This window comes from Rhizobacter sp. OV335, from assembly GCF_900142965.1.
In the GTDB taxonomy this organism is placed as follows: domain Bacteria; phylum Pseudomonadota; class Gammaproteobacteria; order Burkholderiales; family Burkholderiaceae_C; genus Rhizobacter.
Genome location: NZ_FRCQ01000003.1, coordinates 284,602 through 307,303 on the forward strand (window position 1 = coordinate 284,602; position 22,702 = coordinate 307,303).

General features: G+C 66.9%; 20 protein-coding genes. 17 read left to right on the forward strand and 3 right to left on the reverse strand.

The window, feature by feature from the left end:
- Positions 1-59 precede the first annotated feature (59 nt).
- The 17 genes from BUE42_RS04950 to BUE42_RS05030 all read left to right on the forward strand — a co-directional run bounded on the left by BUE42_RS04950 (position 60) and on the right by BUE42_RS05030 (position 19,478).
- Positions 60-1,451, forward strand: a complete 1,392-nt coding sequence (locus BUE42_RS04950; RefSeq protein WP_083613893.1) for a sigma-54 interaction domain-containing protein — start codon at positions 60-62, stop codon at positions 1,449-1,451.
- Positions 1,452-1,706: 255 nt separating this feature from the next.
- Positions 1,707-4,217: an RHS repeat domain-containing protein gene (locus BUE42_RS04960; protein WP_143171298.1), complete on the forward strand. Its 2,511-nt coding sequence runs from the start codon at positions 1,707-1,709 to the stop codon at positions 4,215-4,217.
- 4 nt (positions 4,218-4,221) lie between these two features.
- Entirely contained in the window at positions 4,222-6,612 is a 2,391-nt protein-coding gene (locus BUE42_RS04965; RefSeq protein ID WP_159445366.1) for an RHS repeat domain-containing protein, read from the forward strand.
- Positions 6,572-7,276 (forward strand): hypothetical protein, encoded by a 705-nt coding sequence (locus tag BUE42_RS31925; protein WP_073463286.1) that lies wholly within the window; start codon positions 6,572-6,574, stop codon positions 7,274-7,276. Before BUE42_RS04965 ends, BUE42_RS31925 begins: the two co-directional genes overlap by 41 nt.
- Positions 7,277-7,498: 222 nt before the next feature.
- Positions 7,499-7,756 (forward strand): hypothetical protein, encoded by a 258-nt coding sequence (locus BUE42_RS31930; protein WP_143171300.1) that lies wholly within the window; start codon positions 7,499-7,501, stop codon positions 7,754-7,756.
- 95 nt (positions 7,757-7,851) lie between these two features.
- Positions 7,852-8,505 carry a DUF6515 family protein gene (locus BUE42_RS04975; RefSeq protein WP_143171301.1) on the forward strand — a complete coding sequence of 218 codons (654 nt, stop codon included), beginning with the start codon at positions 7,852-7,854 and terminating at the stop codon, positions 8,503-8,505.
- Between the two features lie 87 nt (positions 8,506-8,592).
- Positions 8,593-9,495 carry a transglycosylase SLT domain-containing protein gene (locus BUE42_RS04980; protein WP_073463290.1) on the forward strand — a complete coding sequence of 301 codons (903 nt, stop codon included), beginning with the start codon at positions 8,593-8,595 and terminating at the stop codon, positions 9,493-9,495.
- Positions 9,496-9,728: 233 nt separating this feature from the next.
- Entirely contained in the window at positions 9,729-10,910 is a 1,182-nt protein-coding gene (locus BUE42_RS04985) for a substrate-binding domain-containing protein (protein ID WP_200798901.1), read from the forward strand.
- A gap of 34 nt (positions 10,911-10,944) precedes the next feature.
- Positions 10,945-12,384 carry an extracellular catalytic domain type 2 short-chain-length polyhydroxyalkanoate depolymerase gene (locus BUE42_RS04990; RefSeq protein ID WP_073463294.1) on the forward strand — a complete coding sequence of 480 codons (1,440 nt, stop codon included), beginning with the start codon at positions 10,945-10,947 and terminating at the stop codon, positions 12,382-12,384.
- A gap of 15 nt (positions 12,385-12,399) precedes the next feature.
- On the forward strand, positions 12,400-13,143 hold the full coding sequence (locus BUE42_RS04995; RefSeq protein ID WP_073463296.1) for an ABC transporter ATP-binding protein: 744 nt from the start codon (positions 12,400-12,402) through the stop codon (positions 13,141-13,143).
- Entirely contained in the window at positions 13,140-13,868 is a 729-nt protein-coding gene (locus BUE42_RS05000; RefSeq protein WP_073463298.1) for an ABC transporter ATP-binding protein, read from the forward strand. The genes BUE42_RS04995 and BUE42_RS05000 overlap by 4 nt, the downstream gene beginning before the upstream one ends.
- Positions 13,865-14,860, forward strand: a complete 996-nt coding sequence (locus tag BUE42_RS05005; RefSeq protein WP_073463300.1) for a branched-chain amino acid ABC transporter permease — start codon at positions 13,865-13,867, stop codon at positions 14,858-14,860. Before BUE42_RS05000 ends, BUE42_RS05005 begins: the two co-directional genes overlap by 4 nt.
- On the forward strand, positions 14,857-15,921 hold the full coding sequence (locus BUE42_RS05010; RefSeq protein WP_073463302.1) for a branched-chain amino acid ABC transporter permease: 1,065 nt from the start codon (positions 14,857-14,859) through the stop codon (positions 15,919-15,921). Before BUE42_RS05005 ends, BUE42_RS05010 begins: the two co-directional genes overlap by 4 nt.
- On the forward strand, positions 15,918-18,113 hold the full coding sequence (locus BUE42_RS05015) for a 3-hydroxybutyrate oligomer hydrolase family protein (protein ID WP_073463304.1): 2,196 nt from the start codon (positions 15,918-15,920) through the stop codon (positions 18,111-18,113). Before BUE42_RS05010 ends, BUE42_RS05015 begins: the two co-directional genes overlap by 4 nt.
- Positions 18,114-18,117: 4 nt before the next feature.
- Complete coding sequence (locus BUE42_RS05020; RefSeq protein WP_073463306.1) at positions 18,118-18,960, forward strand: alpha/beta fold hydrolase; 843 nt, start codon at positions 18,118-18,120, stop codon at positions 18,958-18,960.
- A gap of 38 nt (positions 18,961-18,998) precedes the next feature.
- The gene (locus BUE42_RS05025; RefSeq protein WP_073463308.1) at positions 18,999-19,178 is read left to right on the forward strand and encodes a hypothetical protein; all 180 of its coding nucleotides are present in this window, start codon (positions 18,999-19,001) and stop codon (positions 19,176-19,178) included.
- The gene (locus BUE42_RS05030; protein WP_073463311.1) at positions 19,179-19,478 is read left to right on the forward strand and encodes a DUF6881 domain-containing protein; all 300 of its coding nucleotides are present in this window, start codon (positions 19,179-19,181) and stop codon (positions 19,476-19,478) included.
- Positions 19,479-19,492: 14 nt separating this feature from the next.
- Here BUE42_RS05030 and BUE42_RS05035 read toward each other — a convergent pair whose 3' ends face one another.
- From BUE42_RS05035 to BUE42_RS05045, 3 genes are read right to left on the reverse strand one after another with little or no spacing between them, the layout of a single operon-like run.
- Positions 19,493-20,530: an adenosine deaminase gene (locus tag BUE42_RS05035; protein WP_073463313.1), complete on the reverse strand. Its 1,038-nt coding sequence runs from the start codon at positions 20,528-20,530 to the stop codon at positions 19,493-19,495.
- Positions 20,527-21,504 (reverse strand): aromatic ring-hydroxylating oxygenase subunit alpha, encoded by a 978-nt coding sequence (locus tag BUE42_RS05040; protein ID WP_073463315.1) that lies wholly within the window; start codon positions 21,502-21,504, stop codon positions 20,527-20,529. The genes BUE42_RS05035 and BUE42_RS05040 overlap by 4 nt, the downstream gene beginning before the upstream one ends.
- Positions 21,505-21,507: 3 nt before the next feature.
- A complete protein-coding gene (locus BUE42_RS05045) occupies positions 21,508-22,671 on the reverse strand; it encodes a BMP family ABC transporter substrate-binding protein (protein ID WP_073463317.1) in 1,164 nt (387 codons plus the stop codon).
- Between the last annotated feature and the right edge of the window lie 31 nt (positions 22,672-22,702).

The following is a 22,702-nucleotide window of genomic DNA, read 5'->3' on the forward strand; positions in this document are numbered from 1 at the left end:
TGACGCCGCCGACCCTGCCGGCCGATGCCGACGCGCTGCTGAAGCTGGCGGCGCGCAGCATGTTCGACACGCTCGCGCGCACCGCGATGGGCACGCTGGTGGTCGATCGCCGGCACCGCATCGTGTGGATCAGCGAGGGCTACAAGCGTTTCCTGCCCGCGCTTGGCCATGCGGAGGACGACTTCGTCGGCCGGTTGGTCGAGGAGGTGGTGCCGAACACGCTGATGGCGCACGTGATCGACAGCGGCCAGCCGATGCTGGTGGACCTGCTGACCAACCAGGCCGGCACCTTCCTCGTGAGCCGCCTGCCGTTGCGCGACGAACGCGGCGAGGTGATCGGCGCGATGGGCATGGTGCTGCTCGATCACCCCGAGACGACGATGCAGCCGCTGATCACGAAGTTCAGCCACCTGCAGCGCGAGCTGGACGACGCGCGCCGGCAACTCGCCGCGCAACGCCGCCCGAAGTTCACGGTGGCGAGCTTCATCGGCGCGAGCCCGCAGGCGATGGAGGTCAAGCGCCAGGCGCGGCGCGTGGCGCAGACCGACAGCACGGTGCTGCTGCTCGGCGAGACCGGCACCGGCAAGGAACTGCTCGCGCATGCGATCCATGCGGCGAGCACGCGAGCGTCGCGGGCGTTCGTCGGCGTCAACATCGCCGCAGTGCCGGACAGCCTGCTGGAGGCCGAATTCTTCGGCGTGGCGCCAGGCGCATACACCGGGGCTGACCGCAAGGGCCGCGACGGCAAGTTCAAGCTGGCCGATGGCGGCACGCTGTTCCTCGACGAGATCGGTGACATGCCGATCGCATTGCAGTCGAAGCTGCTGCGCGTGCTGCAGGAGCAGGAGGTGGAGCCGCTGGGCAGCAACACGGTGCAGCGCGTGGACGTGCGCATCATTGCGGCGACCAGCCGCGACCTGCCGGCGATGGTGGCCGATGGCCGCTTCCGCGCCGACCTGTTCTATCGACTGAACGTGCTGCCGATCCGGCTGCCGGCGCTGCGCGAGCGCATGGCCGATCTCGAGGCGCTGATCGAGGCGCTGGCCGACGACATCGCGCGGCGCAGCGGGCTGCCGCACAAGAACCTGGAGCCGGATGCGCTGGCGCTGCTGGCGCGCCACCGCTGGCCGGGCAACATCCGCGAGCTGCGCAACGTGCTGGAGCAGGCGACGCTGATGACGGATGACATGACGCTGACGGCGCGGCATTTCAGGCAGGTGGTGGGACAGGACAGCGTGGTCGGCTCGTTGATCGAGGCGGCGGTGGAACCGTTGCCGGTGGCGGTGGGCATCGCTGCGCCGAAGTCGCTGCCGCAGGCGATCGCCGAGCTGGAGTGCCGCGCGATCCGCGAGGCGCTGGCTGCGACCGGTGGCAACAAGCTCGCGGCCTCGCGGTTGCTGGGGATCTCGCGGGCGACCTTGTACGAGAAGCTGCCGCATCTGAACGGGTAGGTCCGCGTCGATTGGAAATCTGCATGCGTCGCACAACTGAAGTGCGATGGATCTGCATCATTCGCGCCGGTGTGACGCAGGCTCACTTCACGTGAGGGAACGGCAAATCGTCAACAACTGTCGGCGAGTCGCGACAGGCACTTGCTCCGGTCATTCTGTTCCCGTCTAATGCGCTCGCTCCGCTGTTGATCCACTCCCACGAAGAGGGTGCGACAGCGGGCCTGTCGAGGTACGCGGGTCATCAGGGAGAACTGAATGTCGAGCAGATGGAAGCGCCTGTGGGCGCTGGCGGCGCCGTGGATGTGTGTGCTGGCGATGGCGGTGGCGAGCGATCCTGCGAGGGCCGCAGGGTACTGGGAGCTGGACACGGGAAACCCGGTGAATTGCCAGGGTGCAATTCTGAAAGCTGCCACGCCCGAAGGCGTGATGCGGGCGTGGATCGCGTGGGCCGATGGCTGTCCGCACGACGCGATCGAGCACTATGAGTACCTGTCGTGTTCGTATTCCACCTCGAACGTCTCATGGGCGGGAAGCGCCGGCTGCTGGGAACGCACCTATGCATGGTGGGGCGCTCTGGACCATCCGCACTCGATCACCAAGTACTGTCTTTCGGGGACCATCTACAGCAACGACGCACATGATTGCGTCTGCCCGCCAGGCCAGGTCTGGGATGAAGCGACGCAGGCTTGTGCGGTCGAACTCGAGGAGATCTCCGTGCCGTACGCCTCGGACCCCCCGCCCCCCGAGTGCGAGGTGTGCAAGGGCAACCCGATCTACCCGCTGCGCGGGGTCAAGCGCGAGGTGGTGGACACGGGGCTGGCGATCGGGCGCACGACGCTGCAGTTCACCTACGACAACGCGAGCCGAATCCCGACCGCCTCGGGGGCGCTGACCGACATCGGCGCGGTGGAGAACCGCGCCGGCGTGATGGGCAGCCTGCAGTGGGTCAGCAACCTGCACCGGCAGGTGAACCTGTTCACGGTCGGCAGCGGTTCGGCCCCGGGGCTGCCGGTGCCCACCGTCTTCCCGCGCGGCAACGGCGTGACCAAGACGATGACGAGCACGGACGGCGGCCCGCGGGTGGGGCAGGCGGACAACGCGGATCGCTTCGTGCAGCTGCCCAATGGCGATGCCTCGTACACCGACAGCGCCGCCAACCTGCAGGAGACCTACACCGGCGTCGGCATTCTGACGGCGATGACATGGGCCGACGGCACGCGCATAGTCTTCACGTACGACACCACCAGCGGCGTCCGCCGGCTGGCGCAGGTGAGCGACAACCTGGGGCGCAGCCTGAGCTTCGGCTACACGCTGTCGACCAGCGGCGTGCCGCGGGTGAGCAGCATCACCGATGCGACGGGCGGGATCACGACGCTGAGCCACGACAGCCGCAACAACCTGGTGGGCATCACCTGGGCGGACGGCCGCACAAGGAGTTTCCTGTACGAGAACGCGGACCTGCCGTGGGCGCTGACGGGGGTGAGCGACGAGCGGGGCCTGCGGTATGCCAGCTTCGGCTACGACGCGCAGGGCCGGGCGATCAGCACCGAGCACGCCGGGGGCACGCAGAAGTACACGGTGAGCTACACGACGCCGCCGAGCATCCAGGTGACGAAGCAGAACTTTGGAAGTGCTGTTGCGCGTTTCCACACCTGGAACCTGCCGCAGGGCACGGTGATGACCGAGCCGAGCGGGCAGGTGACGAGCTGGAGCGCGCTCAGCCTGAACGGCAAGAACTACTTCAGCAGCCAGACCCAGCCGGCGGGGGCGGGGAGCCTGCAGAGCAGCAGGAGTCAGGCCTATGACGCCAACGGCAACATCGCGAGCCGGGATGATTTCAACGGCAAGCGAAGCTGCTACCTGAACGATCTGCCGCGCAATCTGAAAATTGCGCAGGTCACCGGGCTGAACCAGGGCCAGGACTGCACAGCCGTGACCACGACGAACGCCACGTTGCCGGCCGGTGCGCTGAAGACCAGCACGCAGTGGCACCCGGACTGGAGCCTGCCGATCAAGGTGGCCGAACCGAGCCAGATCACGATCAACGTCTACAACGGGCAGCCGGATCCGCTCAACGGCAATGCCGTCGCGAGCTGCGCACCGACCGCGGCCACGCTGCCGGACGGCAAGCCGATCGCGGCCCTTTGCAAGCAGGTGACGCGGGCGACGACCGATGCAGACGGGCACCTGGGGTTCGGTGCCGCACTGCAGGCCGGCACCATCGACACGGTGCGCACGTGGACCTACGACGCAGATGGAAGGATGTTGACGGCAACCGATCCCGACACCGACACGACGACCTTCGGCTACCACACCGAGGCGAACGCCGACCATCAGCGTAGTGACCTGAAGTCGATCACGACCTCGCTTGGCAAGGTGACCACCTTCGATCGCTACAACCGATACGGCCAGGTGCTGCAGAGCACGGACCCGCGTGGGATCGTGACGGTCAACACCTATGACCTCCGGCAGCGTTTGCTGACCAACACGGTCGGTGGCGAGACGACCACGTATGCCTACGACGAAGCCGGTCAGCTAAAGAAAGTGAGCTTCGACAACGGCACGTGGGTGGGCTTCGACTACGACGACGCGCACCGGCAGGTGGCGGCCTACGACAACAAGGCCAATCGCATCGACTACGTGCTCGACAACGCCGGCAACCAGACCGATCAGCGGGTGAAGGATCCAGTCGGTGCGCTCAAGCGCGGCTTGGCCCGGGCGATGGATGCGCTGGGTCGTGCGCAGCAAAGCACGGGCAAGGAGTGAGAACATGAAGAAGACGATGAAGCACAACCTGACCGCCGCGGCTGCAGCGGCCTTGCTGACCCACGCGGCGATGGCCCAGGTGCCGCCCCCGCCGGTGTCGCCAACGCCGGTGACGACCTATGAGTACGACGCCGAGGGCAGTCCGACCAAGGTGACCAAGGCTCCCGAGAGTCTGAACCTGCAGAACAAGGCGAGCTACGACGCGCAATACCGCGTGAAGGAGCTGACCGACCCGAAGAACGGCAAGACCGCCATCGAGTACGACGGCGGTGGCCGACCGACCAAGGTGACCGACCCACGCAGCCTGGTCACGCAGTACCCGCGCAACGGCTTCGGTGACGCGACACAGTTGATCAGCCCGGACACCGGCATCACCAACATCACCTACGACGCCGCCCGGCGGCTGAAGACCCGCACCGACAGCCGCGGCGTCACCGAGACCTACACCTACGACCTGGAAGGCCGGCTGGCCAGCGTCGTCTACACGCAGAGCGGCCAGCCGAGCCAGACCATCACGTGGAGTTGGGACCTGACCGGCCCCGACTACACCTACAGCATCGGCCGCCTGAGCCGCACCGATCACCCGGCTGGCTTCGCCCGCGTCAAGTACGACCCACGGGGACGGATCACGGAAGCCGTGCAGTCGGTGAACGCGAAGGCCGGAGCGAACACCGTGCCGATCGTGACGACGGTGAAGTACGCCTACTCGCACGGCGACCTGATGACCATCACCTACCCGTCGGGCCGGGTGCTGGTGATCACGCGCGATGTCGGCGAGCTCATCGGCATGAGCTTGGCCAAGGACGCGGGGAGCACGCCCGTCCCGTTGATCAGCAACGTGAAGTGGGAGCCCTTCGGCCCGGTGAGCGGCTGGGACTGGCACATGACGAGCGGCTTGGTGCCGCACCAGCGGCAGTTCGACCTGAGCGGTCGCATCGTGCGCTACCCGATGGGTAACGCGCTGCGCGACGTGACCTACGATGCGGCCGATCGCATCACCGGCTTCACGCACCTGCTCGCAAGCGATGGCACCGCGCAGCCCGCGTTGGACCAGAGCTTCGGCTACGACGAGAACAGCCGGCTGACCAGCATCACGACAGCCGCATCGAGCTGGTCGATCGCGTATGACCCGAACGGCAACCGCACGAGCGTGAGCCTGAACGGCAGCCCGAGCACCTACACAACCGAGGCGACGAGCAACCGGCTCACGAGCATCACGAACCCGGCCCGCAGCTTCGGCTACGACAACGCCGGCAACACGACCAGCGACAGCGCGGGCTACACGGCGACCTACGGCCTGAACGGCTCGGTCGCGAGCATCACCAAGGCGGGCGTGACCGGCAGCTACGACCACGACGCCGAGCGGCGGCGCATCCGAAAGGTGACGAGCACCGGCGAGACGGTGATCTTCGTGTACGACCTCGAAGGCCAGCTACTCGGCGAATACGACCAGACCGGCAAGGCGCTGCGCGAATACGTGTGGCTGGACAACATCCCGGTGGCGATGTTCGTGTCGGATCCAGCCAACCCGAGCAACCCGCCGCTGGTGTTCTACATCCACGCCGATCACCTGAACGCGCCGCGGATTGTGGTGGACCAGAACGGCGCCAAGCGCTGGCGCTGGCTGGCCGAGCCGTTCGGTACGACGGCGCCGGAGACGAATCCGGAAGGGCTTGGGGTCTTAGTGCAGAACCTGCGGTTCCCGGGGCAGTATGCGGATGCGGAGAGCGGGCTTTGGTACAACTACTTCCGAAACTACGATCCGTTGCGCGGCTATATCCAGAGCGATCCTATTGGGTTGGCAGGAGGGAGTCCCTCGACGTACACGTACGTCGACGGCAACCCGTTGATCGGCACGGACTCCCTTGGACTTTTCAACTTCGGCAACTCTCAGCAGACTCTGCAAATCCTTGCGCCGGCTGCTGGGGCTGTCGGAGCAGTACCTGCTCTGGGCGCAGGTGCCGTGGCCGGTGGCGCTGTGGTCGGTCTTGGAGTTGGTGTGGGAATAGGTTTGGGTATCAATGCCGGAGTCGAGAGTTTGACGGGGAATTCCATTGGATCGATTCTCTATGACATTACTCACCCCGACCCATTGAATTTGTATCCACTCAGTGACAAAGACCTTCAGAAAGCGATCGAAAAGGGTGCAAATCAAAGCGAAGCTCATCGAATTTGTGATGAACCACCGCCCCCGGGCCTGGATCCTTGTCAACTTCTTCGATGGAATCTGACTAAACAGCTACGATGCAAAGCGGCGAGAAACAATCTTTCCAATAAATGGTTCGGTGGTCCGGATCAAGCTCACGTCGATCACATCAAGAATTATGTTGATCCAGCAATCCAAAGGTTGCGAGATGCAATTGATCGGCAATGTAAGCCCTGCCCATACAGGTGAAACCATGTCCATAGAGCACGTTGACGAAGCATTGGAATTTTTCCTTGAAGGGATAGTTGTGGCGGATGAAAGCAATCCCGATGCGCTTGATCATTGGATAATGGCCTCCTCCAATGAAGAGAGGTTGAATTTTATTGGAGGAGTCTTTGATAAGATCGTTGCTTCAGATGGGGCGTTGCCTGATCCCATTGTTTTAGGAGGACTGCGTGCAGCAATCGATCCGGGCATTACTCTCTTGCCGTACTCCATTCTTTCTGAGGACATCTCTGAAGATTCACGCAGTTTGGTGATCGAAAAGATGTATGAATGTTTCGAAGTTATTCTGAGTAGGCGTTGCGATTCGATCTTAATGAAGGACTCAAGAGTTGCTGGCGCGATTTCTGAATGGAATCTTCTCTGCTATATGTGGTGGGATATATTTCCGAGGCATGGAATTCCGAGCATTGGTTACTTGAAGGGTGCTGATAAAAAAATAATTGGCGTGTTGAAGGACATTTTGTCAATTGACAATCTGTCATGCAAGGAATCGGCGCTTCATGGACTTGGGTTGTGGTGCCTTGCCTATCCGACCGAAGTCAGTGCGTTGATCAAGGAGGCGCATGCGTCAATTCCCGAAGAATTGAAGGATTACGCGGCAAGGGCTGCTGTCGGCAATATTCAATAGCATTGGCCGGGACTGGCACATGGCCAGCGGCTTGGTCACTCATACGCGCTTGTTCGACTGAGCGGGCGCATCGTGCGCTACCCGCTGGGCGACGTGACCTATGACGCGGCCGACCGCATCACCGGCTTCAGGCATCTGAGTTCAATGACGGCACCGCGCAGCCTGCACTCAACCAGAGCTTCGGCTGCGACCAATGCAGGTTTAGTTCTTATGAGATGACTCATGAATAAATATTTGAAACTTTATGGGGCATCAAGATATCCCAAGCCGCCGGAAATTGTCGAGCACGATGATTTCTCTATTGCGGCGGATCCAGATACCTTTCGCAAGCTATCGAATTTCTTTTTGCAATGCGCAGCGGAGTTGGAGAATATCCGCGGAGATGCGACAAATGATTGGCACCGCCATTTCAGGGATTTCTCTGAGAACTGGACCGAAGACATGTGTGACTTGGTAGTTTGTGCGCCGCCTGTGAAGTAGTCAGTCGCCGGCTCAGCAAGTCGCACCTTTCTTTGCACACCTGAAACCCACCCGATACGCTCTCCCACGACGATCGCATCGTCCAGGAGACCGACATGGCAACCATCCAGCGATTCGTGTTGACCGGTGCGATCCTCGCGCTGGCAGTTCTTTCAGGCATGACCCAGGCCCAGGAGCGCCACGGCCGCGGCGGCCCGCCGCCCGGCTACCGCTCCCCGCACTGGCAGTTCGACAACCGCTACCACCACGACCACTACTACCCGTCGCGCGGGTATGTCGCCGCGGCGCTGCCGGGCGGCAGCATCAGCATCGGGTTCCACGGCGGCAACTACTTCTACCAAGGCGGCGTCTGGTTCCGCCCGCAGGGCCCGCGCTACGTCGTCGTCGCGCCGCCGTTCGGCATCGTCGTGCCGCTGCTGCCGCCGGCCTACACCACGCTCTACATCGGCGGCGCGCCGTACTACTACGCGAACGGTGCGTACTACGCGACCGCGCCGGGCGGTTATGCCGTGGTCGAGCCGCCACCGGGCGCCGATGCCGCGCAACCGGCACCGGTTCCGCCGCCGCCGAAGCCCGAGCCGGATCCGATCCTCTACCCGCGCACCGGTCAGAGCCCAGCGCAGACCGAGGCCGACCGCCAGGAATGCAACCGCTGGGCGACCACGCAGCCGGCGGCGATGGCGGATGCCTCCGTCTTCCAGCGCGCAGTGGCGGCCTGCATGGACGGGCGCGGCTACACGGTTCGGTGACCTAGGGGGCCTGACCCCCTCGGCTGGGCGGTTGTGGGCAGGGAGCGGGGCCGTTAAGTTTCGGCTCCACGCCCTCTCGCCCGACCGATGCGCCTGCCCACCCTCCTGCTGTTGCTCTGTTGCCTCGCCGGAACGGCGCGGGCGCAGGTGCAGTCGGATGCATCCACGTCAGATGACCTGCTGGTCCGCCTGACGCGCGACGAAGCCGTCGCCTACGAAAACGGCGAAGGCGTGCCGCGCGATCCGGTGCGCGCCGCGCAGCTGTATTGCCAGGCCGCCCGCCAGGGCGACGCCGAATCGCAATACAACCTCGCGTGGATGTACGCGAACGGTCGCGGCATCGACCGCAACGACGCGACCGCCTCGTTCTTCTTCCACGCTGCCGCCGAGCAGGGCCTGCCGCAGGCGGTGCGCATGCTCGAACGCGTCGGCCAGCCCGGCACCGACATTCCCGATTGCATGCGCCCGCCCGCACCGGTGGTCGCCGCCGCGGTGCAGGCCACGCCCGCCGCCGCCGCACCCGCTGCCGAGCTGCGCAGCAACGGTCCGAAGTACATCGTCGACCTGGTGAAGACCATCGCACCGGAGTACCGCGTCGACCCGCAGCTCGCGCTCGCGTTCATCCAGGTCGAGTCGAACTTCGACGTGGTCGCGCAGTCGCCGAAGAACGCACAGGGCCTGATGCAGCTGATCCCCGAGACCGCGGCCCGCTTCAACGTGAAGCGGCCGTTCGACCCGGCGCAGAACATCCGCGGCGGGCTCGCCTACATCCGCTGGCTGCTCGCCTATTACCGGGGCGACGTGACGCTGGTCGCCGCCGCCTACAACGCCGGTGAAGGCGCGGTGAACCGCTACCGCGGCGTGCCGCCGTATGCCGAGACGCTGGGCTACGTGAGCCGCATCCTGAAGTCGTCGCGCATGCTGACGCACCCGTTCGACACCACGGTCACCGAGGCCTCACCGCAGCTCGCGGTCATGCGCAAGTTCTAGCCACTCTGCCTGCTGTCCGGACAGTGCGCACTGTCCGCGTTCCGTTCACGGCCGCGTGGCCCGGCCTGCGGGACAACCCGAAGACGCCGGCACAAAGTCCTTGCCGCTCAAGGGCTTGAACGCCGCGGCGCACGATCGTCCCGGCGTGGCACGTCGCTTGCGCTGTGCTGGTGCACGCGCTTCCCCATTCCAATAAAACAGGAGACAGCATGACCGCGACCCGACAGCGCCCGATGGCGCTGCTGGCCTGCCTTGCCCTGGCCGGCGCTTTGATCGCCGCCGCCGGCGCGCAGGCGCAGACCCAGGACATTCGCATCGCCCACGTCTACAGCAAGACCGGCCCGCTCGAGGCCTACGGCAAGCAGACGCAGACCGGCTTCATGATGGGGCTCGACTACGCGACCGGCGGCACGATGACGGTGGCCGGCCGCAAGCTCACGGTGATCGAGCGCGACGACCAGGGCAAGCCCGACGTCGGCAAGAGCCAGCTCGCCGCGGCCTATGGCGACGACAAGGCCGACATCGCGGTCGGCCCGTCGTCGTCGGGCGTCGCGCTGGCGCTGCTGCCGGTGGCCGAGGAGTACAAGAGAGTGCTGCTCGTCGAGCCCGCGGTCGCCGATTCGATCACCGGCGACAAGTGGAATCGCTACATCTTCCGCACCGGCCGCAACAGCTCGCAGGACGCCATCGCGAATGCGGTCGCGCTCGACAAGCCCGGCGTCACGATCACGACGCTCGCGCAGGACTACGCGTTCGGGCGCGACGGCGTGAAGGCCTTCAAGGAGTCGATCAAGAAGGCGAAGCTGATCGACGGCGAGTACCTGCCGACCAGCACCACCGACTTCACCGCCGGCGCGCAGCGCCTGATCGACAAGCTGAAGGACCAGCCCGGCCGCAAGATCATCTGGATCCTGTGGGCCGGCGCCGGCAACCCGTTCAAGATCGCCGACCTCGACCTGAAGCGCCACGGCATCGAGATCGCGACCGGCGGCAACATCCTGCCGGCGATGGCCGCGTACAAGAACTTCCCCGGCATGGAAGGCGCCACCTACTACTACTTCGGCATCCCGAAGAACCCGGTCAACGAATGGCTGGTGGCGAACCACTACAAGCAGTTCAAGACACCGCCGGATTTCTTCACCGCGGGCGGCATGAGCGCGGCGATCGCGGTCGTCGAGGCGCTGAAGAAGACGCAGGGCGCGACCGCCACCGACAAGCTGATTGCCGCAATGGAAGGCATGGCCTTCGAGACGCCGAAGGGCCGCATGGTGTTTCGCAAGGAGGATCACCAGGCGATGCAGAGCATGTACCACTTCCGCATCAAGGCCGACCCGGCCTTCGCCTGGGGCGTGCCGGAGCTGGTGCGCGAGATCAAGCCCGACGAGATGGACGTGCCGATCCGCAACAAGCGCTGAGCAACGTCCACTAACCCACCAAGGAGACATCACGATGAAGAACCGGTTCGCCAGGATCGGGGCTGCGGCCTCGCTCGTGTTCGCTGCGGCCTGCCAGGCCACCCCGCTGCCGCAACTGCAGATCGACCCCGCCGAGGTCAGCGTGTCCGGCCTGTCGTCCGGCGGCTTCATGGCGGTGCAGATGCACGTTGCCTACTCGGCCACCTTCAAGCGCGGTGCCGGCATCGTGGCCGGCGGGCCGTATTACTGTGCCGAAGGCTCGATCGTCAACGCGACCGGCCGCTGCATGACGCACGCCAGCACCATCCCCGTCAGCAGCCTCGTCAGCACCACCAACAGCTGGGCCACGAGCGGCCTGATCGACCCGGTATCGAATCTCACCAACTCGAAGGTCTACCTCTACTCCGGCACCTCCGACAACACCGTCAAGCAAGCGGTGATGAACGACCTGAAGACCTACTACCAGAGCTTCGTGCCGGCGGCGAACCTCTTCTACAAGAACACCATCGCGTCCGGCCACGCGATGATCACCGACGACTACGGCAGCAGCTGTGCCACGACCGCGTCGCCCTACATCAACGACTGCGATTTCGACCTCGCCGGTGAGATCCTGAAGCAGCTGCACGGCACGCTGAACCCGCGCAACAACGGCACGCTGTCGGGCACGTTCACCGAGTTCGACCAGACCGCCTTCATCTCCGGCCACGGCATGGCCACCACCGGCTGGGTCTACGTGCCGCAGAGCTGCAGCACGGGCGCCGTGTGCAAGCTGCACGTGGTGTTCCACGGCTGCCAACAGAACACCGCGCTGGTCGGCCAGCAGTACGTGCGCAACACCGGCTACAACCGCTGGGCCGACACCAACAACATGGTCGTGCTGTACCCGCAGACCAGCACGCAGGCCACCAACAGCTGCTGGGACTGGTGGGGGTATGACAACGCGAACTACGCGAAGAAGTCCGGTCCGCAGATGGCGGCGGTGCGCGCGATGATGACGACGCTGGGCAGCGGCTCGGCACCGTCCGGCCTGCCGGCTCCCACCGGCGTCGGCACCTCGGGCGCGACCGCCAGCAGCATGGTGATCGGCTGGGGCAGCGTCAGCGGCGCGAGCGGCTACAACGTGTACCGCGGCGGCAGCAAGGTCAACGCGAGCCTCATCGCGGGCACGAGCTACACCGACACCGGGCTGGCCGCCGGCACCACCTACTCCTGGACGGTGAAGGCGGTCGATGGCGGCGGCGTCGAAGGGCCGTCGTCTGCTGCTGCCACCGGCACCACCACCGGCGCACCGCCGGCCGCCACCTGCACCACCGCGAGCAACTACGCGCACGTCGCGGCCAATCGCGCGCACGTGCAGGGCGGCTATGCGCTCGCGAACGGCTCGAACCAGAACATGGGGCTATGGAATCTCTTCGTCACGACGACGCTGAAGATGACCGGCACCAACTTCTACGTGATCGGAACCTGCCCTTGAATGCCTGACGCCCCGATGCTCGAGACCCAGGACCTCACCATCCGCTTCGGCGGCCACGTCGCGGTCGACCGCGTCAGCTGCAGCTTCGAGGCCGGCACGCTGACCGCGATCGTCGGGCCGAACGGTGCCGGCAAGACGACGTACTTCAACCTGGTCTCGGGCCAGCTGCGCGCGAGCGCCGGCCGCGTGCGCCTGCACGGCGTCGACATCACCGCCGAAGGCCCGGCCGCGCGCACGCAGCACGGCATCGGCCGGGCCTTCCAGCTCACCCAGCTGTTCCCCGGCCTGCCGGTGCGCGAGAACGTGCGGCTGGTCGTGCAATCGCGGGCGCGGCTCGGCCTGAACCTGTGGTCGGTGTGGCGCGACCACCGCGACACGCTCGAACGCACACAGGCGCTGCTCGAACAGGTGCGCCTCACCGATCAAGCAGACCGGCTTGCCGGCAGCCTGCCGCACGGCGACCAGCGCAAGCTGGAGGTCGCGATGCTGATGGCGCTGGAGCCGCGCGTCTTCATGTTCGACGAGCCCACTGCCGGCATGAGCGTCGACGAGGTCCCCGTGGTGCTGGACCTGATCCGCATGCTGAAGGCGCGCCGCGATTGCGCGATCCTGCTGGTCGAGCACAAGATGGACGTGGTGCGCGAACTCGCCGACCGCATCGTCGTGCTGCACAACGGCCAGCTCGTCGCCGACGGCGAGCCCGACATCGTGATCGCGTCGCCGATCGTGCAGCAGGCCTACCTGGGGCTGGCGGCATGACGCTCTCGCTGCAGGGCGTGCACACGCACATCGGCGCGTACCACATCCTGCAGGGCGTCGACATCGACGTGCCGGCCGGGCGGGTGACGATGCTGCTCGGCCGCAACGGCGCCGGCAAGACGACGACGCTGCGCACGGTGATGGGCCTGTGGACAGCCTCGGCCGGCCGCATCGCGTTCAACGACGACGACATCACGCGCCTCGGAACGCCGCGCATCGCGCAGCGCGGCATCGCCTACGTGCCGGAGAACATGGGCATCTTCGGCGACCTGACGGTGCGCGAGAACCTGCTGCTGGCCGCACGCGGCGCCCGCTCGCTGGACGACATCGACACGCAGCGCCTCGACTGGCTGTGCGGCCTGTTCCCCGCGCTGCGCACGTTCTGGCTGCACCCGGCCGGCGCGCTGTCGGGCGGGCAGAAGCAGATGCTCGCGATCGCGCGCGCGATGATCGAGCCGCGCCGCCTGCTGCTGATCGACGAGCCGAGCAAGGGCCTGGCGCCGGCCATCGTGCACAACCTGGTCGCGGCGCTGCGCGAGATGAAGGCGACGAACACGACGATCCTGCTGGTCGAGCAGAACTTCGCGATGGCGCGCGCGCTCGGCGACCACGTCGCGGTGATGGACGGCGGCCGCATCGTGCACCGCGGTGCGATGGCCGAGCTCGCCGACGACGACGCGTTGCAGCACCGCCTGCTCGGCCTGTCGCTCGGAGTGCACCAATGAGCACCACGCTGCCCCGTTCGTCGTTCGACTGGCTTCCGATCGCGCTGGTGCCGCTGCTCGCGCTCGCCGCCTGGCCGCTGATCGGCTCGTCGTCGAGCTGGCTGACGCTGACCGTCGCCGGCCTCGCGATGGGGATGATCGTCTTCATCGTCGCGTCGGGCCTGACGCTGGTGTTCGGCCTGATGGACGTGCTGAACTTCGGCCACGGCGTGTTCATCGCGTTCGGCGCCTTCATCGCGACCAGCGTGCTCGGCGGCCTGGCCGACTGGACCGGCGCCGACAGCCTGTGGCTGAACCTGGCGGCGCTGTTCCCGGCGATGCTGGCCGCGATGGCGCTGGCCGCCGCGGTGGGCTGGGCCTTCGAGCGCGTGCTGGTGCGCCCGGTCTACGGCCAGCACCTGAAGCAGATCCTGATCACGATGGGCGGCATGATCATCGGCGAGGAGCTGATCAAGGCGATCTGGGGCCCGGCGCTGATCCCGTTGTCGCTGCCGCAGGCGCTGCGCGGCGTGTTGGCGCTCGGCGATGCGTCGGTCGAGAAGTTCCGGCTGCTCGCCACCGGCCTCGGCGCCATCGTGCTGGCCGCGATGCTGTACACGCTGAACCGCACCAAGCTCGGCCTGCTGGTGCGCGCCGGCGTGCAGGACCGCGAGATGGTCGAGGCCCTCGGCTACCCGGTGCGCACGCTGTTCGTCGGCGTGTTCGTCGCCGGCTCGGCGCTGGCCGGGCTCGGCGGCTCGCTGTGGGCGCTGTACCAGCAGGGCGTGGTGCCGCAGATCGGCGCGCAGCTGAACGTGCTGATCTTCATCGTGATCATCATCGGCGGGCTCGGCTCGACACTCGGCTGCTTCGTCGGCGCGCTGCTGGTCGGGCTGCTCGCCAACTACACCGGCTTCCTGTGGCCGAAGGTCGCGCTGTTCTCGAACATCGGGCTGATGGTCGCGGTGCTGCTGTGGCGCCCGCGCGGGCTGTACCCGGTGAGTTCGCGATGAGGGCTCGCCCGCTGGACCGCCTGCTGTCGCACGACTTGCCGCGCAGCCGACCGCTCGCGGCGCTGCTGGTCGCCATCGTGCTCGGCCTCGCGCTGACGCCGTTCGTGTTCCCCGGCACGCAGGCGATGAACGTCGCCGCCAAGGTGATGGTCTTCATCGTGCTGGTCGCGAGCTTCGACCTGCTGCTCGGCTACACCGGCATCGTCAGCTTCGCGCACACGATGTTCTTCGGCATCGGCGCCTACGGCATCGCGATCGCCAGCACGCGGCTCGGGCCGGGCTGGCTTGCGCTGGCGCTGGGCGTCGCGGTGGCGCTCGCGGTCTCGCTGGTGCTGTCGCTCGTGATCGGCCTGTTCAGCCTGCGCGTGAAGGCGATCTTCTTCGCGATGATCACGCTGGCGGTGGCCTCGGCCTTCCTGACGCTCGCGTCGCAGCTGTCGGACTGGACCGGCGGCGAAGACGGCCTGAGCTTCCGCTTGCCTGAAGCCTTGAGCGACCGCCGGGTCGCGTACTACCTGCTGTTCGCATGCGCCACCGCGCTGGTGCTCGCGATGCTGCGCATCGTCAACTCGCCGTTCGGCCGCGTGCTGCAGGCGATCCGCGAGAACGACTTCCGCGCCGAGGCGATCGGCTACCGCACGGTGGTGTACCGCACGCTGTCGAACGTGCTGTCGGCGCTGTTCGCGACGCTCGCCGGTTGCCTGCTCGCGCTCTGGCTGCGCTACAACGGGCCGGACACCTCGCTGAGCTTCGAGATCATGCTCGACGTGCTGCTGATCGTCGTGATCGGCGGCATGGGCACGGTGTATGGCGCGGTCATCGGCAGCCTGCTGTTCGTGCTGGCGCAGAGCTACCTGCAGAACCTGATGGCGCTCGCGGCGCCGCTGGTGGGTGGCGTGCCGCTGCTCTCCACGCTGATCTCGCCCGAGCGCTGGCTGTTGTGGCTCGGGGTTCTCTTCGTGCTGTCGGTCTACCACTTCCCGAACGGGATCGTGGGGCGGCTGCGTGCGATGCGAACAAGCCAGCCGGCCCATCCCACCCAGAAGGAGACATCGCCATGAAGATGAACCTGCACCCGCTCACGCTCGCCGCCCTCGGACTGTCTGCCGTGGCCCTCGCCGGCTGCGGCAGCGACGACGACACGCCGCCGCCCGTCAACGCGCTGCCTGCCAACGTCACGCAGCAGTCGGTGACGGACTATCCCGCGACCACCGTCGGCAGCGGCAGCACCGCGGCCACGCAGGACCTGCTGACCGGTGGTCTTGGCAAGTCCGGCCTGATCTTGACCGCGCCCACCCCCACCTACGCCGACCCGCTGAACCCGACCGCCGCCGAGCTGCGCCGCAACGCGCTGTTCAGCAACTACCGCGGCTTGGTCGACGTGAGCGCGGCCGGCGGCTACGGCACGCTGTACGGCCCGAACGTCGATGTGACCGGCCAGGCGACGACCGGCGAAGGGCTGATCCCGGGTCGCGAGTACGTCGCGGTGCTGGACAACGCGGGCGGCACCAAGCGGGTCGCGATTGCGGTGCAGATCCCCGACACCTTCAACCAGAGCGCGCCCTGCCTCGTGCTCGGCCCGTCGTCCGGCTCGCGCGGCGTGTATGGCGCGATCGCGACCTCGGCCGAGTGGGGCCTGAAGCACGGCTGCGCGGTCGCGCTGACCGATGCCGGCAAGGGCATGGGCCTGTACGACATGAGCGACGACACGGTGACCCGCATCGACGGCACACGCGTGACGCGCGCTGCGGCCGGTGCCACCAGCTCGTTCGCCGCCGCGGTGACCGACACCGCGCGCGCCACGTACAACGCGCTGTGGCCGAACCGGCTGTCGCTGAAGCAGGCGCACTCGCAGCAGAACGCCGAGAAGGACTGGGGCAGCGACACGCTGGTGGCCGCCGCCTACGCGCTGTATGCGTTGAACGATCGCTACGGCAACGCGGCCGCGCCGCTGCCGTTCACCGCGGCGAACACGCTCGTGATCGCCGGCTCGGTGTCGAACGGTGGCGCCGCGGTGCTGCGTGCAGCGGAGGCCGACTCAACTGGCCTGATCGACGGCGTGGTCGCCGGCGAACCGGTCACCGAGCTGCCGACCACCACCGGCTACGGCGTGCAGTTCGGCGGCGTGGCGGTCATCGGCTACGGCAAGAAGCTGGGCGATTTCACGACCTTCGGCAACGTCTACCAACCCTGCGCCGCGCTGGCCGTGGGCGCGGCGATGGCCGAGAGCTCGACCTTCAACTACCTCGTCGCGACCGCGCAGACCGGCAAGGCCGCGGCTCGTTGCACCGGCCTCGCGGCCAAGGGGCTGGTGAGCGGCGCCGACACCGCGGCGCAATCGGCAGATGCATTGGCGAAGCTGCGCGCCTACGGCTGGACCGCCGACAACGACCAGATGCACAACGCGCACTACGCGCTCGGCAACGGGCCGATCCTGTCGGCCATGTACCCGATGATGTACGGCCGCTTCTCGGCGATCGACAACCTGTGCAACACGAGCTTCGCGCAGGTGGATGCCGGCGGCAACCCGATCGCGGCGCTTGCGACGAGCAAGGCGCCGAGCTTCGCGACCGGCAACGGCACGGCCAACGGGTCGCCGGCCAGCGTGGTCTACAACGACTCCGTCGGTGGCGCGAAGCTGTGGTCGGTGGCGACCTCGGTGTCGACCGGCGTGCAGGACTTCGGTCTCGACAACGCGCTGTGCCAGCGCGCGCTGGTGACCGGCGTCGACGAGACCGGCGCGGCGCTGACGGCCACCGCCACGTCGACGCGCCCGACCGCGGCGCAGGCCGCCGCCGTGCAGGCCGGCATGGCCGAGGTGGTGGTCAACGGCAACCTGCGCGCGAAGCCGGCGCTGGTGGTGGCGGGCCGCAGCGATGCGCTGGTGCCGGTCAACAACAACGCGCGGGCCTATGTGGCGTTCAACAAGACGGTGGAGGCGGCGGCGAGCAAGCTGGGCTACATCGAGGTGGCGAACGCGCAGCACTTCGACGGCTTCCTGTCGTTCGCCGGCTTCGACACCCGCTTCGTGCCGCTGCACGTGTACTTCAACCGCGCGATGGACGCGATGTATGCGCACCTGAAGACCGGCGCCGCGCTGCCGCCCAGCCAGGTGGTGCGGGCAACGCCGCGTGGCGGCCTGCCGGGTGCGGCACCGGCGATCACCGCGGGCAACGTACCGGCGATCAGCGCGACGCCGCTGGTGGCCGACCAGATCGGGTTCAGCGGCACGTCGGTGGCCGTTCCGAACTGAAACCGTGGTCGCCTTCACCTCGCACTACGTCGCCTGCGAAGGCCGCGAACTCCACTACACCGAGTGGGGCGCCGGCCGCGCCGAGACCGTGATCGCCTGGCACGGCCTCGCGCGCACCTGCCGCGACATGGACGAGGTGGCGGCGCACCTGTCGCAGCGCTTCCGCGTGATCTGCCCGGACACGCTGGGCCGCGGCTTGAGCGAATGGAGCCGCGATCCCGAGCGCGAGTACTGCCTGGCGTTCTACGTGCAGCAGGCGGTGTCGCTGGTCGACCAGCTGGGGCTGCACGAGGTTCATTGGCTGGGCACGTCGATGGGTGGGGCGATCGGCACGCTGGCGGCGGCGGGGCTCTTGCGAGGCCGCATCCGCAAACTGGTGCTGAACGACAACGGACCGGAGCTCGCCGAGCCGGCGATCGCGCGCATCCGCGGCTATGCAGGCCGGCCGGCGGCCTTCGAGACGGTGAGCGAGCTGGAGCGGTACTTCCGCAAGATCTACCAGCCCTACGGCTGGCTGAGCGACGGCCAGTGGCGGCGCCTGACCGAGACCTCGACGCGCCGCCTGCCCGACGGCCGCGTGACGCCGCACTACGACCCGGCGATGGTGATGCAGTTCACCCACCACGACGACGACTACGGGCTGTGGGATGCGTGGGACACGCTGACGCTGCCGGTGCTGTGCCTGCGCGGCGAGCACTCCGACCTGCTGCTACCCGAGGTCGCCGAGCAGATGCGCCGGCGCGGCCCGTGCGCGCAGGTGGTGACCGTGCCGGGCTGCGGGCATGCGCCGGCGTTGAACGTGCCGGAGCAGTTGACGGCGGTGGAGCGGTTCTTGATGGCGCCGTAAGGATCTTCTTCGGATTGGGCCGGCCGGATGTGGCGGGAGTGAAGCGCAAGCGTCTGCATGTCTCGGTTGCTTTGGCGCACGAACACGATTTCACAGGTTTCGTGAAGATCGACATGGCGGAAATCGATGTACTGAAGGGCCGCGACGGCGTGTATGTTGTGCTTGGTCGAGAGCCCCTCGATCTCTCGGGGCGGCTCATTCGCAGTGGAGAAAACTGAATGGACTACGTGAAAGTTCGCTGGCTGCACCAGCATGCGTCCGAGCCGATTCTTCTCCTGAGCGAACTCGATGCGGAGCGCTATGAGGTTCGCAAGGTGGAGGTCTTCGCCGACGGCCACATGGGCTTCGCCAGCGACCACCAGACGAGCGGGCACACGGTTCTGGGCGAAAGACCCGTGCCGCCTGCTGCCGATATCGCGGCCGACCCGGAGTTCGTGGTCGAGGGGCTGGACGGTCGGGAGTTCGAGATGGCGTGGCGGGCCGCCATCACCGGATCACGCTGGAAACTGCAAGCCTGAAACCTGCAAGGCCTTCAGAAGGCGGCGAATGCCTTGTCGAGCTTCTGCTCCCACGCAGCCTTCTGAGCTTCATCCACGAAGCTCGCCTCGAAGCTGTTCTTCGCCAACTGATAGGCCTGCCGCGCCCCCAGCGCCGGCAGCGCCTCGAAGGTCGCAAGGAAGTTCGCGTTCATGTACCCGCCGAAGTACGCCGGATCATCCGAATTGACCGTCGCGCACAGGCCTGCATCGAGCAAGGCCCCCAACTGGTGCGCCCCCATGTCCGGGTACACGCACAGCTTCACGTTCGACAGCGGGCACACCGTCAGCGGCACGCGCTCGGCGGCCAGCCGCTTCACCAGCGCCGGGTCTTCGACGCAGCGCACGCCGTGGTCGATGCGCTCGACCTTCAGCACGTCGAGCGCGCTCCAGATGTAGGCGGGCGGGCCTTCCTCGCCGGCATGCGCGACCAGCCTCAGCCCGAGCTCGCGGCACTTCGCGAACACCCGCGCGAACTTCTCCGGCGGGTGGCCGCGCTCGCTGCTGTCGAGGCCGACGCCGATGAAGCGCTCGCGAAACGGCAGCGCCTGTTCCAGCGTCTCGAACGCCGCCTCTTCGCTCAGGTGTCGCAGGAAGCACAGGATCAGCGCGCTGCTGACGCCCAGCTCGCGCCGCGCCGTCTCGCCGGCACGCGTCAGCCCGTTGATCACGGTCTCGAAACTCACGCCGCGCTCGGTGTGCGTCTGCGGATCGAAGAACAGCTCGGCATGCACGACGTTGTCGGCCGCTGCGCGGCGGAAGTAGGCCATCGCCATGTCGTAGAAGTCCTCCTCCTTCAGCAGCACGCTGGCGCCGGCGTAGTAGATGTCGAGGAAGCTCTGCAGGTCGGTGAACGCATAGGCCTCGCGCAGCGCCTCGACGCTCGCGTACGGGATCGCCACGCCGTTGCGCTGCGCCAGCGCGAAGATCAGCTCCGGCTCCAGCGAGCCCTCGATGTGGATGTGCAGCTCGGCCTTCGGCATTGCGCACAGCAAGGCAGGCAGGCGGTCGCGGGGGATGGCGTCGAGGTTCATGTCAGGGCTCCAAAACGGATGCCGCGTTCACTGAGGAAGCGGCGATAGGCGGCCGAACTGCGATCGGTCGCGCAGTGCACCTCGCCACCCGCGAGCGGCAGCCGCTTGGGCTGCTGCGACTCGAGGACGGGCTGGTCCTGCGTGAAGATGGTGTGCTGGAAGGCGCGCAGCGCGTCGTCGCTGGAATCGTGGTCGGTCACCGCGAGGCGGAACCAGACGCGGCTGCGCTCCTCGTCGAGCGGGCACACGAACAGGCCGATCACGTCGCGATAGTCCTCCTGCGCCTGCGGCAGCTTGGTCAGCACCGCGCTGAACGGCGCCGTCAGCTCGTAGCGGTAGTCGACCCAGCTGCCTTCGGTCGACAGCCGGTTGCTCTGTGGCTGCCAGGCCTTGCAGCCGGTCGCGACGAAGCCGGTGGGTGTTGCTTGCACGCTGTAGCCGGGCGTCTGCGGCTGCGCACGCTCGCCGAGCCAGCCGTCGTGCACGAAGCCGAAGTGCGACAGGTCGAGGAAGTTCTCGACGATGCGGCCAGCGCCGGTCGCCACGTCGTACGGGCCGCACAGCAGCTTGCGCAGCTGCGGGTCGGCCTCGGCCTCGAAGGCGGGCAGCGGCGTGTCACCCGGTTGCAGCCGCACCCACACGAGGCCGTGCGCCTCCTGCGTTTCATGCGCGCAGGCCGCATGCGAGGTTGGCGGCGCGAACGACGGTTGCGACGCGATCAGCACGCAGGCGCCATCGCCGCCGAAGCGCCAACCATGGTACGGGCATTCGAGCGCCGCGCGGCCGTCGTGCTGCACGATCCGGCCGAGCGACAGCCGCGTGCCGCGGTGCGGGCAGCGGTCGGTGAACGCGCGGGCGCGACCGGCGTCGTCGCGCCACAGCACCAGGTCCTGCGACAGCAGGCGCACCGGCAGCGGGGAGGCGCCGAGCGCCTCGCTGCCGGCCACCGGGTGCCACAGCGTCGCTTCGATCAAGGCCTACTTGCCTCCAGGAACCTTGCCTTCGACGCCCTTGACGAAGAACTTGATGCCGCTCATGAACTTGTCGTCGGCGACCTCGTCCTTCTTCAGCACTTCCTTGCCGTCGTTGCCGACGATCGGGCCCTTCCAGATCGCGAAGCTGCCGTCCTTCAGGCCGGCCTTCACCTTCTCGACCTTGTCCTTCAGCTCGGCCGGCACCTTGTCGGAGATCGACACCAGGTCGATCGCGCCTTCCTTGACGCCCCACCACGACGCGCTGTTGCCGGTCCACTTGCCGTCCAGTGCATCCTTGGTCGCCTTGATGTAGTACGGCCCCCAGTTGATGACGCTCGAGGCCAGGTGGGCCTTCGGGCCGTAGGCGGTCATGTCGCTGTCCCAGCCGAACGCGTACTTGCCGGCCTTCTCGGCCGTCTGCAGCACCGCGCTCGAATCGGTGTTCTGCATCAGCACGTCGGCGCCGCCGTTGATCAGCGATTGCGCGGCCTCGGTCTCCTTCGGCGGGTTGAACCATTCGTTGACCCAGACCACCTTGGTCTTGATCTTCGGGTTCACCGACTGCGCACCCAGCGTGAAGCTGTTGATGTTGCGGATCACCTCGGGGATCGGGATCGAGCCGACCACGCCCAGCGTGTTGGTCTTGGTCATGCCGCCGGCGATCACGCCGGCCATGTACGCGCCTTCATAGGTGCGGCTGTCGTAGGTGCGCATGTTCTCGGCCTGCTTGAAGCCGGTGGCATGCTCGAACTTCACGTCCTTCAGGTCGGCCGCGACCTTCAGCATCGGCTCCATGTAGCCGAAGGTGGTGCCGAAGATCAGCTTGTTGCCCTGGCCGGCCATGTCGCGGAACACCCGTTCGGCATCGGCCGCCTCGGGCACCTTCTCGACGAAGCTGGTCTGGATCTTGTCGCCGAATTCCTTCTCGAGCGCCTTGCGCGCGTTGTCGTGCGCGAAGGTCCAGCCGCCGTCACCGACCGGGCCGACGTAGGCGAACGCGATCTTCAGCGGCTCGGGCTTCGGCGCCGGGGCCGACGCGGCGGCCACCGGGGTCGGCGCCGGCGCGGGCGCCTCTTCCTTCTTGCCGCAGCCCACCAGCGCGGTGCCGGCCGCCAGCGTGCTCCACCCTGCGAGCTTCAGCAGGGCACGTTTCGAGAATGAGGTCATGGGAACTCCAGGGTGAGGAACGCAAGAATTT